Origin of the sequence: Serratia ficaria, assembly GCF_900187015.1 — a bacterium.
GTDB lineage: Bacteria > Pseudomonadota > Gammaproteobacteria > Enterobacterales > Enterobacteriaceae > Serratia > Serratia ficaria.
This window is the reverse complement of the sequence record NZ_LT906479.1, coordinates 38,215-53,893: the sequence shown is the minus strand read 5'-3', so window position 1 is coordinate 53,893 and position 15,679 is coordinate 38,215. Positions and strand designations below refer to the sequence as shown.

13 protein-coding genes are annotated in these 15,679 nt (G+C 62.0%); 5 read left to right on the top strand and 8 right to left on the bottom strand.

What is annotated here, in order from left to right; all coding sequences use genetic code 11:
- Positions 1 to 80: 80 nt before the first annotated feature.
- From CKW09_RS00230 to CKW09_RS00220, 3 genes are all read left to right on the top strand, one after another.
- Positions 81 to 2,009 carry a methyl-accepting chemotaxis protein gene (locus tag CKW09_RS00230; RefSeq protein WP_061797866.1) on the top strand — a complete coding sequence of 643 codons (1,929 nt, stop codon included), beginning with the start codon at positions 81 to 83 and terminating at the stop codon, positions 2,007 to 2,009.
- A gap of 96 nt (positions 2,010 to 2,105) precedes the next feature.
- The gene (gene yiiM, locus CKW09_RS00225) at positions 2,106 to 2,777 is read left to right on the top strand and encodes a 6-hydroxyaminopurine reductase (protein WP_095094903.1); all 672 of its coding nucleotides are present in this window, start codon (positions 2,106 to 2,108) and stop codon (positions 2,775 to 2,777) included.
- Between the two features lie 57 nt (positions 2,778 to 2,834).
- Positions 2,835 to 3,614 (top strand): class I SAM-dependent methyltransferase, encoded by a 780-nt coding sequence (locus CKW09_RS00220; RefSeq protein ID WP_061797864.1) that lies wholly within the window; start codon positions 2,835 to 2,837, stop codon positions 3,612 to 3,614.
- Positions 3,615 to 3,644: 30 nt separating this feature from the next.
- Here CKW09_RS00220 and CKW09_RS00215 read toward each other — a convergent pair whose 3' ends face one another.
- On the bottom strand, positions 3,645 to 4,007 hold the full coding sequence (locus CKW09_RS00215) for a YibL family ribosome-associated protein (protein ID WP_061797862.1): 363 nt from the start codon (positions 4,005 to 4,007) through the stop codon (positions 3,645 to 3,647).
- Between the two features lie 73 nt (positions 4,008 to 4,080).
- A complete protein-coding gene (locus CKW09_RS00210) occupies positions 4,081 to 5,547 on the bottom strand; it encodes an aminotransferase-like domain-containing protein (RefSeq protein ID WP_061797861.1) in 1,467 nt (488 codons plus the stop codon).
- 139 nt (positions 5,548 to 5,686) lie between these two features.
- Here CKW09_RS00210 and CKW09_RS00205 point away from each other — a divergent pair, with 139 nt between their 5' ends.
- Entirely contained in the window at positions 5,687 to 6,295 is a 609-nt protein-coding gene (locus CKW09_RS00205) for a LysE family translocator (protein WP_061797860.1), read from the top strand.
- Here CKW09_RS00205 and CKW09_RS00200 read toward each other — a convergent pair.
- The 4 genes from CKW09_RS00200 to CKW09_RS00185 all read right to left on the bottom strand — a co-directional run bounded on the left by CKW09_RS00200 (position 6,292) and on the right by CKW09_RS00185 (position 11,329).
- Positions 6,292 to 6,843, bottom strand: coding sequence for an MltR family transcriptional regulator (locus tag CKW09_RS00200; protein WP_231922192.1), 552 nt, complete (start codon positions 6,841 to 6,843; stop codon positions 6,292 to 6,294). The two genes, CKW09_RS00205 and CKW09_RS00200, sit on opposite strands and share 4 nt — an antisense overlap.
- Before the next feature lie 94 nt (positions 6,844 to 6,937).
- Entirely contained in the window at positions 6,938 to 8,089 is a 1,152-nt protein-coding gene (gene mtlD / locus CKW09_RS00195; RefSeq protein WP_095094897.1) for a mannitol-1-phosphate 5-dehydrogenase, read from the bottom strand.
- Positions 8,090 to 8,149: 60 nt separating this feature from the next.
- Positions 8,150 to 10,066 (bottom strand): PTS mannitol transporter subunit IICBA, encoded by a 1,917-nt coding sequence (locus CKW09_RS00190; protein WP_061797856.1) that lies wholly within the window; start codon positions 10,064 to 10,066, stop codon positions 8,150 to 8,152.
- 543 nt (positions 10,067 to 10,609) lie between these two features.
- Positions 10,610 to 11,329, bottom strand: a complete 720-nt coding sequence (locus CKW09_RS00185) for a DUF3053 domain-containing protein (RefSeq protein WP_061797855.1) — start codon at positions 11,327 to 11,329, stop codon at positions 10,610 to 10,612.
- Positions 11,330 to 11,480: 151 nt separating this feature from the next.
- On the opposite strand from CKW09_RS00185, the gene CKW09_RS00180 reads away from it, so the two are divergent.
- Positions 11,481 to 12,542, top strand: coding sequence for a Fic family protein (locus CKW09_RS00180; RefSeq protein ID WP_231922107.1), 1,062 nt, complete (start codon positions 11,481 to 11,483; stop codon positions 12,540 to 12,542).
- 39 nt (positions 12,543 to 12,581) lie between these two features.
- Here CKW09_RS00180 and glyS read toward each other — a convergent pair whose 3' ends face one another.
- Positions 12,582 to 14,651 (bottom strand): glycine--tRNA ligase subunit beta, encoded by a 2,070-nt coding sequence (glyS, locus tag CKW09_RS00175; RefSeq protein ID WP_061797854.1) that lies wholly within the window; start codon positions 14,649 to 14,651, stop codon positions 12,582 to 12,584.
- Between the two features lie 9 nt (positions 14,652 to 14,660).
- Complete coding sequence (gene glyQ, locus CKW09_RS00170) at positions 14,661 to 15,575, bottom strand: glycine--tRNA ligase subunit alpha (protein ID WP_044554320.1); 915 nt, start codon at positions 15,573 to 15,575, stop codon at positions 14,661 to 14,663.
- Positions 15,576 to 15,679 lie beyond the last annotated feature (104 nt).

Below are 15,679 nucleotides of genomic sequence, written 5' to 3'. Positions count from 1 at the left end.
TTGCCGAAAATCCGCTAAAGTTTGACCACCCTTTGCCGATGGTTTGTTCAATCGACGTTCGCCCGGAAAGGAAAAAGACTATGGCGGCATTGCACACATCGGCAGGAAAATTCATTCATCTCACCGTGGGTAAAAAGCTCGGCCTCGGCTTTGCGCTGTTGCTGCTGCTGGCGGTCACCATCGCCGGCACCGGGGCGCAGTACCTGCACATTATCGAGTCCCGCGCCGATCGCATCGACTTCAGCAACCGGTTGAACGACGAGATCAATCAGGCCAAATATAACCGCGCGATGTTCGGCCAGACCTATCAACCGGAATATCTGCACAGCAACCGCGCCAACATCGAAAACGCCGTCAAACTGATCGGCCAGGGGCAAGACCTGGACTGGGACCCGCAGAGCCGCAAGGACCTGCAGCGGCTGGTGACGTTGATCGGCGAATATCAGCAGCAGCAAAACGCCTTCGAGCGGGCGGTGGCGGCGAAAGACGCGGTGCGCCAGAGCTGGAACATGTCTGAGGTGCAGGCCAGCCTGAGCCAGCTGGAGCGGCAGCTCACCAACGGCGATCTGCAGCTGGCGTTCATCCAGCTGAACCAGAAGCTGACCCAGGTGCGCTACGGCGCGCGCGGCCTGCTGCTGAGCCTGGATCAGCAAGCCGAAGCGCCGCTGATGGCCGCCATCGATGAGGCGCGCGACGCCGCCGGCGCCCTGAGCCGCCGGGTTAGCGATGCGCAGCGCCCCCAGCTGCAGCCGCTGCTGACCGCGCTCGACGATTACAAGAAGCGCATCGCCGCCTACCTGCCGGCCTATCAGCAGGAACAGCAGCTCAGCCGGCAGCTGGGCGAAAGCGCCCGACAGATCGGCACGCTGGTCAACGCCTTTATGCAGGATGAGCTGGCGCAGACCCACAGCGACATCAATCTGGCGCAGCTGCAGATGGGCGTCACCACCCTGATCGCCATCGTCGCCGGGGTGCTGATCGCCTGGCGCATCACGCTGCAAATCACCCGCCCGCTGCACAGCACCCTGGCGATGGCGGAACGCATCGCCAGCGGCGACCTGCGCCAGGCGCAGACCAGCCACCGCCGCGACGAACTCGGCCAGTTGCTCAACGCGGTGGCGGCGATGAGCCAGAACCTGCGCGATATGATCGAGAAGATCCAGATGGGCGTCAGCCAGGTGTCCACCGCCGCGGCGGAGATCGCCGCCGGCAATACCGATCTGTCTTCACGCACCGAGCAGCAGGCGGCCGCGGTGGAAGAAACCGCCGCCAGCATGGAACAGCTGACCGCCACGGTGAAACAGAACGCCGATAACGCCCACCACGCCAATCAACTGGCCACCGACGCTTCGCAAACCGCGCAGCAGGGCGGCAAGCTGGTGGAGAGCGTGGTCAGCACCATGCGCGACATTTCCAGCAGCTCTCAGCGGATCGCCGAAATTACCACCCTGATCAACGGCATTGCCTTCCAGACCAACATTCTGGCGCTCAACGCCGCGGTGGAGGCGGCGCGCGCCGGCGAACAGGGCCGCGGTTTCTCGGTGGTGGCCAGCGAGGTGCGCAACCTGGCGCAGCGCAGCGCCCAGGCGGCCAAGGAGATCGAAGGGCTGATCGCCGAATCGGTCAACCGGGTGCAAACCGGCACCGAACTGGTGGAAAACACCGGCAGCACCATGGAGCAGATTGTCCGCTCGGTGACCCACGTGCGCGACATCATGGCCGAAATCGCCGCCGCCTCCGACGAGCAGACGCGCGGCATCGCCCAGATTGGCCAGGCTATCGTCGAAATGGACCACACCACCCAGCAAAACGCCGCGCTGGTGGAAGAGTCCGCCGCCGCCGCCGACTCGCTGGAAGAACAGGCCGAGATGCTGCTGCAGAGCGTCTCGGTATTCCGCCTGGCGGAACAGGCCGAGCCGCTTGCCGCCAAAGTTCCGGCGCCGAAAGCGCCGACGGTGAAGCAGCCGGTCGGCCAGGCTGCCGCGGAAGACAACTGGACCGCTTTCTGACGCCGCTCCCGCCCGGCTACTTTCGGGCGGGTTATCCTGTTCCTGCCGATCAACTCAGGCTATGCTGAACCTTCGACGCGAGACACGGAGGCGCATATGCATCACCCAGAAGTTTATATCGGCGGCATCCAACCCTATGCAGGCGGGCGCCCCAGCGCCATCGCCAAACGTCAGGTGGATGGCGCCGTCAGGCTCACGCCGCTCGGCCTGGAAGGCGACGAGCAGGCGGAGAAAAGCTACCACGGCGGGCCGGACCGCGCGCTGTGCCACTACCCGCGCGAACACTACGCCCACTGGCGCGAGCAGTTCCCGGCGCAGGCGGAGCTGTTCAGCGCGCCGGCCTTCGGCGAGAATCTCTCCACCCGGGGGCTGACCGAACACAACGTGTTCATGGGGGATATCTACCGCTGGGGCGAGGCGCTGATCCAGGTCACCCAGCCGCGCTCCCCGTGCTTCAAGCTCAACTATCATTTCGCTATCGACGACATCTCGGTGCTGATGCAGCAAAGCGGCCGCTGCGGTTGGCTGTACCGCGTAGTCTCCCCCGGCATGGTCAGCGGCGATCGCCCGCTGGAGCTGGCGGCGCGCAGCAGCGACCTGTCGGTCGCCGAGGCCATCGGCATCGCCTGGCACATGCCGTTCGACGAAGAGCAGTATCGCCGCCTGCTGACGGTGGCCGGGCTGTCGGCCAGCTGGAGCAAAACCATGCTGACGCGCATCAACGAAGGCCGCCTCGAAGACCATAACCGCCGCCTGCTGGGGCGCTGAAAAACACCGGCGGGTACCATACCGTTGCGCAACTTCTTTCAGGCAGGAGCAGAAGCCATGAACACCCCTTCTCATTCGATTCATCACGCCGCAGCCGTTGGCTACCAGACCAACGCCGACCGCTACGTGAAAGGCCGGCCGGACTACCCGCCGGAAATCGCCGGCTGGCTGCGTGAGGTCATCGGCCTGCACGCCGGCATGACGGTTATCGATCTCGGCGCCGGCACCGGCAAATTCACCCCGCGCCTGCTGGAAACCGGCGCGCAGGCGATCGCCGTGGAACCGGTGGCGCAAATGCTGGAGAAGCTGTCGGCGGCGCTGCCGCAGGTGAAAACGCTGGCGGGCAGCGCCGAATCCCTCCCGCTGCCGGACGAGTCGGTCGATGCGGTGGTGTGCGCGCAGTCGTTCCATTGGTTCGCCACGCCGCGGGCGCTGGCTGAAATTCAGCGCATCCTCAAGCCCGGCGGCAAGCTCGGCATGGTGTGGAACATGCGCGACGCGCGCGTCGGCTGGGTGCGCAAGCTGAACCAAATCGTCGACCGCCACGAGGGCGACGCGCCGCGTTTCTATACCGGCGAATGGCGCAAACTGTTTCCGTTCAAAGGTTTCGAACCGCTGCAGGAGCAGGTGTTTATGCTCAACCATCGGGGCGCGGTTGAGGATGTGATTTACAACCGGGTGCGCTCCACCAGCTTTATCGCCGCGTTGCCGCAGCCGCAGCAGGAGCGGGTGATCGAACAGGTTCGCCAGCTGGTGGCGGAGGAAGGGGAACTGCAGGGCAAGGAAGAGGTGACCGTGCCCTATCAAACCAAGGCGTACTTCACGACCAAGGGATAACATCGCGGGCGCCGCAGGGCGCCCGGGCAATCAGAACGCTTTCTTGGCGTAGCCGGTGACCGCCTTCAGGCCCATCTCACGGCCCAGCGCGGTCATCGGGTGCACCACGATCAGGCCGCGCACGCTTTTCTTCAGCGAGCCCATGTCGGCCTGCTCTTTCTTGGTGATCTCGCGGCTGAACGGCAGCTGGCTCAGCTTCTGCGCTTCCGCGCTCAGCTTCTCGACGCGCACGCCTTTCAGGCGCTCGATTTCCGCCGCCAGCTTCTCTTTCTCTTTGCTGTGCTGGGCGATCAGGTCAGGGTTGCCCTGTTGGATCACGGTGGCGTCTTTGTGGTTCAGTGCGTCCAGCAGGTCGCTAAGGCGCTTAATCTCTGCCTTTTCTTTCTCTTTCATGGTGTCTGGCCTGTTGTGCTCAATATGGCACGCTAATCAATGATGCCCACATTGTAGCAAAATGCGCGCGCCGTTACCCGTCTTGCGCAATGCCCGGCGGCAGGCCGCTCATCTCGCAGGCTTTGGCGCCGACGCGGGCCAGCGCCTGGGTGTAGCGCGCGTTGAACGGGTAGCAGCAGGACAACCGCAGCGCGTTGCGGTAACGGCCGCTGGGCGAATACAGCGTGCCCGGCGTCAGGCAGATTTGCTCCTCCAGCAGCTGATGAAACAGCGCCACGCTGTCGACCCCGGCCGGAAACTCCACCCAAAACACGAAGCCGCCCGCCGGCTGCGTCGCCCGGGTGCCGCGCGGGAAGTGCCGGGCGATCAAGGCCCGCGCCTCATCCACCTGGGCGGCATAGCGCTTGCGCAGGTTGCGCAAGTGATGATCGTAACCGCCGCTCTCCAGGAAGGTGGCCAGCGTTTCCGACAGCAGCTGCGATTCGGACATCGACGAAACCGCCTTCAGCTTGCGCAACGCCTCGTTAAAGCGGCCGCCGCTGATCCAGCCGATGCGGAAATCCGGCGCCAGCGTCTTGGTGAAGCTGGAGCAGAACAGCACCCAGCCATCGCTGTCGAAAGACTTCACCGCCGGCGACAGCGCGGCGCCAAACTGGATCTCGGCGTACAACCCATCTTCGATTAAAGGCACCTGGTGATCGTTCATCAGCCGCGCCAGCCGCTTTTTCGCCGCCGGCGGCATGGTGCAGCCCAGCGGGTTCTGCACCGTCGGCATGACGATCACCGCGTTCAGGCGTTTTTCATTCAGCAACAGCTCCAGCGCGTCCAGCGACAGCCCGTGCTGCGGGTCGGTGGGGATCTCCAGCGCCTTCAGCCCCAGGCTGGCCAGCAGCGGCAGCAGGTAAAAATAGGTCGGCGACTCCAGCCCGACGCAATCGCCCGGCCGGGTGATCACCCGCAGCGCCAGCTGCAGCGCCTCCATGCAGCCGTGGGTCAGGGTAATGTCCCCGGGCTCCAGCAGCATGCCCAGCGTCATCGCGCGGCGGGCTATTTGCTGACGCAGCCGCAGGCTGCCGGGCGGCAGCGCGTATTGGCCGATCAGGTTGGGCTGCCGACGCAGCTGCGACGACAGCATGCGCCCCAGCTTGCCGCCGGGATAAAAATCGGCGGTCTGCGGGCAAGCCAGCGAAATGTTGGTGAACTGCGGGTTTTGCTGGGCGGCGAACACGGCGTCGATCAGCGCCAGCACGTCGTCGGCCGGCGGCTCGATGCGCCCGCTGGGCTGAGGGGCCATTTTCAGCGCCGGCAGCGTGCTGCGCACGTAGAAGCCCGACTGCGGCCGCGCTTCGATCAGCCCGCGGTCCTCCAGCGTGCGGTAGGCCGACACCACGGTATTGATGCTGACGCTGTGGGTCTGCGCGCAGCGCCGCACCGAAGGCAAACGGCTGCCGGGCAGCAGCGTGCCGCGGCGAATCGCCTCCGCCAGCGTATCCGCCAGCTGCAGGTAGCGGGTTTCCGGTGTTTCATCGAGCAGGGTCACAGTTTCTCTCCAGGCAGTGGGTACAGTTTGAATTTCAGGAAACTGTAACCATGACAATAGCTGATTTGTGGTTCTGTCACCATTCATCGCGGCAGATTATGCTGATGCCTTGTTATTCAGCCCTTGCAAGGAACCCGTCATGCTGGACTCCGCCTTTGTCAGTTACGTCACCGTGATGTCGATCACCCCCGGCCCCAACAACCTGCTGCTGGCCTCGTCCGGCGTCAACTTCGGCCTGCGCCGCACCCTGCCGATGTTGTTCGGCATCAGCCTCGGCTGCGCGGTGCAATTGGCGCTGACCACCAGCCTGCTGGCGCTGGTGCTCAGCTGGGCGGGATCGATACGTTTTCCGCTGGCGGTGGTCGGCTGCGCCTATCTGTTGTGGCTGTCGTGGAAGCTGTTTCGCGCCGGTTCGCCGGACGCCAAACAGCAGGCGCGGCCGATGCGGCTGCTCAATGGCGCGCTGTTCCAGGCGGTCAATCCCAAGGCCTGGCTGATGGCGATTAACGTGGCTATTCTGTTTACGCCGCGCGAAGGCGCCAGCCTGAGCCATACGCTGATGACCATCGCCGCGTTCACCGCGTTGAACATCCCCTGCGTGCTGGTCTGGGCGATATTGGGCGACCGCCTGCGCGATGCGCTGCGGGTCGGCTGGAAACTGCGGCTGTTTAACGGCGTGATGTCGGGATTGATGGCGGCAACCGCGCTGTGGCTGCTGTTTGACGAATGGCGCGCGGCCTTTGCCTAACCGCGGCCGAGCGGGGACAGCCGGGAAGGCTGTTTGGCGCCGATGCCGGCGATCAAATCGGTGACCGACAGCACCATGGTGGAACGCACCATCTGCTGGTAACGCTGACGCTGCATGGCGATCAGCGATTCATCCGCTTCGCCGGGCTGCAGGAAAGCCGGCACCGGCGGCAATGCGGCCACGCAGTGCAGCTCGCCGAACGGACCGAGAATTTCGTCGTCGACAAAGCGGTATTCCGTGCCGTCGTGGTTCAGCTCTTCGCGCAGCGCCATCAACAGTTCGGCATCTTCATACTCATGACGTGAAATCACCCCCAGCCCGTACATCAGCTTCAGGCGCACCGACAGTTCGCCCAGCGGCCCGGCGCCGGACAACAGCGGCTCGACGGCATATTTCACCGCGTAGTCATCCTTGCGGAATACCTGCACCACCAGCACGTTGAGCGCCTCCGCCAGCAGCTCTACCGCCGCGATCAGGAAACTGCGCACCGTCTTGCCTGCGTTCAGCTTTTCCAGAACCTGGTTTTCAAATGCCTGTGCTTCTTCCATCGTCGCTTTTCGAATGGCGTGGGGAGGGCCGTCGATGCCGAACTCGGGTTGCAGGAGCGCAGCAAGCTGCGCTCGGGTGTTCATCATCACGATTCTACTTGTGCATGGCGTTATACACAGCAACGGCCTCTTCTACAACCTCGCTTTCCGCCGGCAGGCCGGAAATTTGCGCCAGCGCGGCTTTCGGCCCCAGCTGGTTCAGCAGTTCCACCAGCTCCTGCGCCTGCGGATCCTGCACGCTGCGGTAGCTCATGGCGGCCGCGATGCCCTGGATCAGATTGGCGTGCGGCAGGCCATATTCCAGCGTGCCCAGCAGCGGTTTGATCAGGCGGTCGCCGGCGCTCAGCTTGCGCAGCGGCTGGCGGCCCACGCGTTCGACGTCGTCGTGCAGATAAGGGTTTTCAAAGCGGCCGAGGATTTTGTTGATGTAGGCGGCGTGCTTGTCGGCGTCGAAGCCGTAGCGTTTGATCAGCACCGCGCCGCTCTCTTCCATCGCCCCCTTCACCACCCGGCGGATGGCCGGATCGAGGATCGCATCGCGGATGGTCTGCAGCCCGGCCCGCTGGCCGAGGTAGGCGGTGATGGCGTGGCCGGTGTTGAGGGTAAACAGCTTGCGCTCGACGAACGCCATCAGGTTGTCGGTCAGCTCCATGCCGGCGATGGCCGGCGGTTGGCCCTTGAACTGGGTCTGGTCGACGATCCACTCGCTGAAGGTTTCCACCGTCACTTCCAGCGGATCGCTGCTGCCCGCTTCCGCCGGCGGCACGATGCGGTCCACCGCGGAGTCGACGAAGCCGACGTGCTGCTCGACCCACGCCCGCTCGTCCTGCGGCAGCGCGTCGAATACGTGCTGCTTCAGCTGGCTGGTGCCGCGCACCATGTTCTCGCAGGCGATGATGTTCAACGGCTGCTCGTTGCCCTGCCGGTGGCGTTTGATCAGCCCCCTGGCGATAGCGCCGGCAATTTTGCCGAGGATCTGCGGGCCGACGGCGGTGGTGACGATATCGGCTGCGGCGATCAGATCCACCGCTTCCTCACTGCCGCTGTTGACCGCGCTGACGTTATTGACGCTCTCGACCTGCTCCTGCTCGCCCACCACGCGCACCTGATAGCTTTTGCGGCTGTTCAGTTGATCCAGCACCGCCTGGTTGACGTCGGCGAAAGTCAGTTCGGCATGCGCATCCGCCAACAGCTTGCCAATAAAACCGCGGCCGATGTTCCCGGCGCCGAAATGTAATGCTTTCATAACCTTACCTTCCTAATGTCGAAGGGTGCAGCAAGCTGCACCCCAAAAATGATTCTGTTGTCAGGCTTTCTTGCCGCCGAGCAGCTCCAGCACTTCCTGCACGCTGGTGGTGTGCGCCAGGCGTTCGATGACGTCCTCATCGTCCAGCGCATTGGTCAGGCTGGTGATCACCTGGATATGCTCGTTGTTGCGGGCGGCGATGCCGATCACCAGGCGGGCCACTTCGTCTTCTTCTTCGCCGAAGCGCACGCCCTGCGGATACTGGCAGAACACCACGCCGGTGCGCAGCACCCGATCCTTGGCCTCGATGGTGCCGTGCGGCACGGCGATCGATTCGCCCAGGTAGGTGGAGGTGAGTTTTTCGCGCTCCAGCATCGCCGCGACGTATTCCGGCTCGACGTAGCCGCCCTTCACCAGCTGCTCGCCGGCGAAGCGGATCGCCTGCTCTTTATCGCTGGCCTGCAGGTTGAGGAACACGTTGCTTTCGCTCAGTTTGAACAGGTTCTGCTCGCTGGCTTCGAAGCTGTCGTCCAGCGCGCCGATCACCTTCTGCTGGTGGTCGGTGGTTTTGTTGGCCGCGACCAGGCGCTCGACCAGATCGCTGTACAGCTTGCTGTCGAGGAAGTTGGTCAGCGAAATATGCTGCGCCTGCGGCGCATGGCGCATCGCCCGCTCGGTCAGATCGCGGTGGGTGATCACCAGGTCCACATCGTCCGGCAGGTTGTTGATGGCGCTGTTGGTCACCGAAATGTTGTTCAGCCCGGCATCGTTCACTTTCTTGCGCAGCACGCCGGCGCCCATGGCGCTGGAGCCCATGCCCGCATCGCAGGCGACGATGATTTTACGCACGGTGGTCAGGTCACCGTCGACCGCCGCCTGAGCGGCTGCGCCGCCCTTGGACTGGGACTTCATTTCCTGCATGCGGCGGGTGGCCTCTTCCAGATCGTCGTCCTCTTTCACCTTCGAGGTTTTCAGCAGGAATGCGGCGACCACGAAGGACACGGCAAAGGCCGCAACCACCGCCGCGATGTTGGCGAAGTAGGCGCCTTTCGGCGTCATCGCCAGAATCGCCAGGATAGAGCCGGGGGAAGCCGGAGACACCAGGCCGCCGTTCAGCAGCGTCAGGGTGAAGACGCCGGTCATGCCGCCCAGGATCACCGCCAGCAGCAGGCGCGGGTTCATCAGCACGTACGGGAAATAAATTTCGTGGATGCCGCCAAGGAAGTGGATGATCGCCGCACCGCCCGCAGACTGCTTGGCGCTGCCGCGGCCAAAGAACATGTAGGCCATCAGCACGCCCATGCCCGGACCCGGGTTGGCTTCAATCAGGAAGAATACCGACTTGCCGGCCTCTGTGGCCTGCTGAATGCCCAGCGGCGAGAAGATGCCGTGGTTGATGGCGTTGTTCAGGAACAGGATTTTCGCCGGTTCGACGAAGATCGACGCCAGCGGCAGCAGGTTGTTCACCACCATGACGTGCACGCCGGCCGCCAGCAGTTTGGACAGCACCTCCACCAGCGGGCCAATGCCCAGGAAGGCCAGGATCGCCAGCAGCATGCCGATGATGCCGGCGGAGAAGTTGTTCACCAGCATCTCAAAGCCGCTTTTGATCTTGCCGTCCACCCAGCGGTCGAAATGCTTGATGGCCCAGCCGCCCAACGGGCCGGCGATCATCGCGCCGAGGAACATCGGCATATCGGCGCCGACGATCACGCCCATGGTGGTGATGGCGCCGACCACGCCGCCGCGATCGCCGCCCACCAGCCGCCCGCCGGTATAACCGATCAGCAACGGCAGCAGGTAGGTGATCATCGGGCCGACCAGCTTGGCCAGGGTTTCATTCGGCAGCCAGCCGGTAGGAATGAATAACGCGGTTATGATACCCCAGGCGATAAAGGCGCCAATGTTGGGCATCACCATGTTGCTCAGGAAGCGGCCAAAGTTTTGCACTTTAACCTTGATGTCTGGTGAAAACATAAAACACACCCCTATTGTTACGCGCTGACAATAGAGCGCGTGATTATTGTTGTGACGATCCAGCCGTGTTTATCGCTGTATGCGCAGTGGACTCTATCACGCCGTATTGACCACGCGAACTTCGCGAAATTTTTGTGACAAACATCACGTATAACACCCCACAACACCGCCACTTATAGTGATTAAGATCACATTAATGCCGTGTAAAAAAGCCACAACGACCATAAAGCGCGCCTAAATCGCACAATAATGTGACTAATATCTCATTTTTAAATTTCGGGTTTGTTTTTATTTTGTGATAAACATCACAATTTATTTTGCCTGCGCGGGCCGAATCCTGGCCCTGCGGCGATCTTCCCTGTGAGCATTCATCCCGCCGGGAAATAGCGATGCGATGAATGAAAGAAAACTACATGATAAAACGGAATGATTACTCGAAGTGTAGTACAGAAGCGCAGCGCAAGAAGCGAGCAAGCTATTGGAAACGCTGAGGGGAAATAATAAAGGCCGGCAAGCCGGCCTTTAATGCGTCGTGAGCAAGGCTTACTGCATCACGCTCTGGATGGTCCGTTGCGCATTCAGCAGATTCTGCTGCTTGGCCACCAGGTTCGACATCATGGTGTTGTACTGCGTCGCCTGTTGGGCGGTGCGGAACTGGACGCCATTGTTGTTGAAGCTCACCTGATTGCCCTGGGTCTGCAGGAAATCGCCCACCTGCGCCAGATCCTGCACGAAGCCGGCGGTGGTCGGGATGGCCGGCATCAGCGCATTCGCCGGGCCGGTGACGATTTTGTCATAGGCCTGGTTATAGACCGCTTTCAGGTCATCCGGCTGCTTCAACGCCGCCCGGGCGGTATCCGCCTGCGATTTGGCCGACTGGATCTGCTGGCCGAGCAGGTTCAACGCCCCTACCGATTGCTGCAGCGCGTCGCGCTTGCTCATGTAGTCCTGCGCGGTGCGGATCTGGTTAATCTGATCCAGCGCCGGCGTCAGGCTGGCATCGACCGACTTGGACAACTGCTGGGAAAAGCCGACCAGAATGGCGTAATCCCCGGCATAGTTGCCGAATTTCTGTTTCTGATCTTCGCTCAGCGTGGGTATGCTCGCCCCGCTGCGCATTACCGTGTTCTGTAAGTAATCAATGAATGCCTTGCGTTGTTCCGGCTCTTTATCGCCGCAGGCGGTCAGCTGCATGACCACCAACAATGCCAATACCGGTGCCAACCAACGCGCGAAGCCTCTGCTCTGGATCCCTACCGCCATGTGACATAACTCCTGTTATAAACCTGCTTTTTCATCGGACTCCGTCCCTTTTTCTGCACTCCGTGCGCCTATAAGAATAGATCAACTGACGGCGATCCGATACGCGATTCCGTTTGCGGTGAACATTGTCTGGTTAAAAACGGCGTACTGCGTGTACCACGTACGCATGGTACACTTTTCCAACGTTTATCGTCGGGCCAACTTGCTCATGTCCTCTTATCAACCGCCGTTGACCATCACCCCCTCCATTCTGCATCTGGCGACAGACGTAGGGGCCGCGTTGGCCCGTTTGACGATGCAAGCGGAACAAGAGCACACGTTGCGGCTAAGGCGCATAAACCGCATTCGCACCATTCAGGGCTCGCTGGCTATCGAGGGCAATACGCTGAGCGAAGAGCAAATCACCGCGATTATTGCCGGTAAGCGCATCATTGCACCGCCGCGCGAGGTTCAGGAAGCCATGAATGCCATCCACTGCTATACGAACCTGAGTAATTGGCATCCGGACAGAGAAAACGATTTACTCGGCGCGCACCGCATGCTGATGAGTAGCCTGCTGGCGGACGCCGGTCACTACCGCCAGGGTGGCCTCGGCGTCATGAACGGCACCACCGTCATTCATATGGCTCCCCCGGCAGAACGAGTGCCGCTGCTAGTCCGTCAATTGCTAACCTGGCTACAGACAACCGATCTTCCTGCGCTCATCGCCAGCTGCGTATTTCATTATGAATTCGAATTTATTCATCCGTTTACCGATGGAAACGGCCGTATGGGCCGCTTGTGGCAAACGCTGATCCTGTCCCGCTGGAACCCGCTGTTCGCCAACGTGCCGGTTGAAAGCCTGGTGCACGACAACCAACCCGGCTACTACCAGGCACTAAACTTCAGCACGCTAAAAACCGACTGCGCCCCCTTTGTAGAATTTATGATGGAAATGATTCTGCAGGCGCTTAAGCAGAGCACTGGCCCCCAAGTCACCCCCCAAGTCACCCCCCAAGTCGATGACTTACTGGCGGCGCTGCAAGGTGAGATGTCGCGAGAAGCACTCCAGAATGTTCTACAGTTGCAGGATCGAAAATCTTTCCGCGAACGCTATCTCCAACCGGCCTTGAATGCCGGTTGGATTGAAATGACGCTACCGGATAAGCCCAAGAGCCGTTTACAACCCTATCGCTTGACCGCAGCCGGTATCAAACAGTTACGCCAGCCATAAAAAAGGCGCCCAAAGGCGCCTTTTCAGGGTGAACCGCGATTACTGCAGCACGGAGATATCCGCCACCTGCAGGAACAGCTCGCGCAGCTTGCTCAGCAGCGTCAGGCGGTTGACGCGCACCGCGTCGTCTTCGGCCATCACCATGACGTTGTCGAAGAACGCATCCACCGGCTCGCGCAGCGCAGCCAGCTCCACCAGCGCATCCTGATAGTTGCCCGCGGCGAAATACGGCTCCAGCTTATCGCGCAGCACCACCAGATGCGTCGCCAGCTGGATTTCGGCCGCTTCCTTCAGCACCGAGGCGTGTACGCGGTCGTTCAGCGTATCGGTCGACTTGGCCAGAATATTGGAAACGCGCTTGTTGGCAGCGGCCAGCGCCGCCGCTTCGTCCAAGGTGCGGAAGTGGCTGACGGCTTTGACGCGCGCGTCGAAGTCGGCCGGTTTGGTCGGACGGCGCGCCAGCACCGCCTGGATGGTGTCGACCGCATGGCCTTCTTCCTGGTACCAGGCGCGGAAGCGGCCCAGCATGAATTCCACCACCTCGTCGACCACCTTGGCGTTGGTCAGCTTGCTGCCGTACAGGCGCACGGCCTCTTCGGTCAGGGTCTGCAGATCCAGCGGCAGGTTTTTCTCGACGATGATGCGCAGCACGCCGAGCGCGGCGCGACGCAGCGCGAACGGGTCCTTGTCGCCTTTCGGATGCTGCCCGATGCCGAAGATGCCGGCCAGGGTGTCCATCTTGTCGGCGATCGCCAGCGAGCAGGCCACCAGCGACTGCGGCAGCGCATCGCCGGCGAAGCGCGGCTGATATTGCTCGTTCAGCGCGACGGCCACGTCTTCCGCTTCGCCGTCGTGACGCGCGTAGTGCATGCCCATCACGCCCTGGGTGTCGGTGAACTCGAACACCATGTTGGTCATCAGGTCGCACTTCGACAGCAGGCCCGCGCGGGTAGCGTGGTTGACGTCGGCGCCGATCTGGCCGGCAACCCAGCCCGCCAGCGCCTGAATGCGGTCGGTCTTGTCGCGCAGGGTGCCCAGCTGCTGTTGGAACAGCACGGTTTCCAGACGCGGCAGGTTGTCTTCCAGGCGTTTTTTGCGGTCGGTGTTGAAGAAGAACTCGGCGTCGGCCAGGCGCGGACGCACCACCTTCTCGTTACCGGAAATGATTTGCTGCGGATCTTTCGATTCGATGTTGGCGACGAAGATAAAGTTCGGCAGCAGTTTGCCCGCGGCGTCGTACACCGGGAAATACTTCTGGTCGCCCTTCATGGTGTACACCAGCGCTTCCGCCGGCACCGCCAGGAATTTCTCTTCGAACTTCGCGGTCAGCACCACCGGCCATTCCACCAGCGAGGCCACTTCTTCCAGCAGGCTTTCGCTCAGATCGGCCTTGCCGCCAATCTGCTGCGCCGCCAGCTCGGCGTCGCGCTTGATCAGCGCCTTGCGGGCTTCGTAATCGGCGACCACTTTACCGCGCTCCAGCAGGATCTGCGGGTATTGGTCGGCGTTGTCGAGGGTGAACTCGGCTTCGCCCATAAAGCGGTGGCCGCGTACGGTGCGGGCGGACTCGATGCCCAGCACGGTGCCCGGGATCAGTTCCGAACCCAGCAGCAGGGTCACGGTGTGCACCGGGCGCACGAACTGCACCTCGGAATCGCCCCAGCGCATCAGTTTGGGGATCGGCAGCTTGCTCAGCGCAGTGCTGACCATGCCGGCCAGCAGTTGCTGCGCAGACTGGCCCTTGACGTGGGCGCGGTATAACAGCCACTCGCCCTTGTCGGTCACCAGGCGCTCGGCCTGATCGACGGTAATGCCGCAGCCGCGCGCCCAACCTTCGGCCGCTTTGCTCGGTTTGCCTTCGGCGTCGAACGCCTGGGCGATCGCCGGGCCGCGTTTTTCAACTTCGCGATCGGCCTGCGCCGCGCTCAGGTTGGCCACTTTCAGCGCCAGACGGCGCGGAGCGGCGAACCAGCTCACTTCGCCGTGTTCGAGGTTGGCGTTATCCAGCTCGGCGGTAAAATTGGCGGCAAAGGATTCCGCCAGTGAACGAAGAGCCTTCGGCGGCAGCTCTTCCGTGCCGATTTCCACCAGGAAAGTCTGTTGAGTCATGGCTGCCTCTTAGTTCTCGTTCTTTTTGCACATCGGGAAGCCCAGCGCTTCGCGGGAAGCGTAGTAGGCCTCGGCAACGGCTTTGGTCAGCGTGCGGATGCGCAGAATATAGCGCTGGCGCTCGGTCACCGAGATCGCCTTGCGCGCATCCAGCAGGTTGAAGGTGTGTCCCGCCTTCAGAATGCGTTCGTAGGCCGGCAGCGGCAGCGGTTTTTCCAGCGCCAGCAGCGACTGGGCCTCTTTCTCGTACTGCTCGAAGCAGGAGAACAGGAAATCCACGTCGGCGTATTCGAAGTTGTAGGTGGACTGCTCCACTTCGTTCTGATGGAACACGTCGCCGTAGGTGGTGACGCCCAGCGGGCCATCGCTCCACACCAGATCGTAAACGCTGTCCACGCCCTGGATGTACATCGCCAGGCGCTCCAGACCGTAGGTGATCTCGCCGGTCACCGGCTTGCACTCCAGGCCGCCGACCTGCTGGAAGTAGGTGAACTGCGTCACTTCCATGCCGTTCAGCCACACTTCCCAACCCAGGCCCCAGGCGCCGAGCGTCGGGTTTTCCCAGTTGTCTTCAACGAAGCGGATGTCGTGAATGGTCGGATCCAGACCCAGCTCTTTCAGCGAGCCCAGGTACAGTTCCTGAATGTTGTCCGGCGATGGCTTAATCACCACCTGGAACTGGTAGTAGTGTTGCAGACGGTTCGGGTTTTCACCGTAGCGGCCGTCGGTCGGGCGACGGGATGGCTGCACGTAGGCGGTAGCCATCGGCTCCGGGCCCAGTGCGCGCAGGCAGGTCATCGGGTGTGAGGTGCCCGCGCCGACTTCCATGTCCAATGGTTGAACGATGGTGCAGCCCTGGCGCGCCCAATAGTCCTGCAGTGTCAGGATCAGGCCCTGAAAGGTCTTGGTATCAAACTTTTGCATGTTGAATTCGCACGCGATACAAGTGGATTTAGATGGAATGCGCCAGTATACCCGTTGACCGTAAGATATACAGCCTGAATCCGGCAACAAGTGCGAATCGGTCG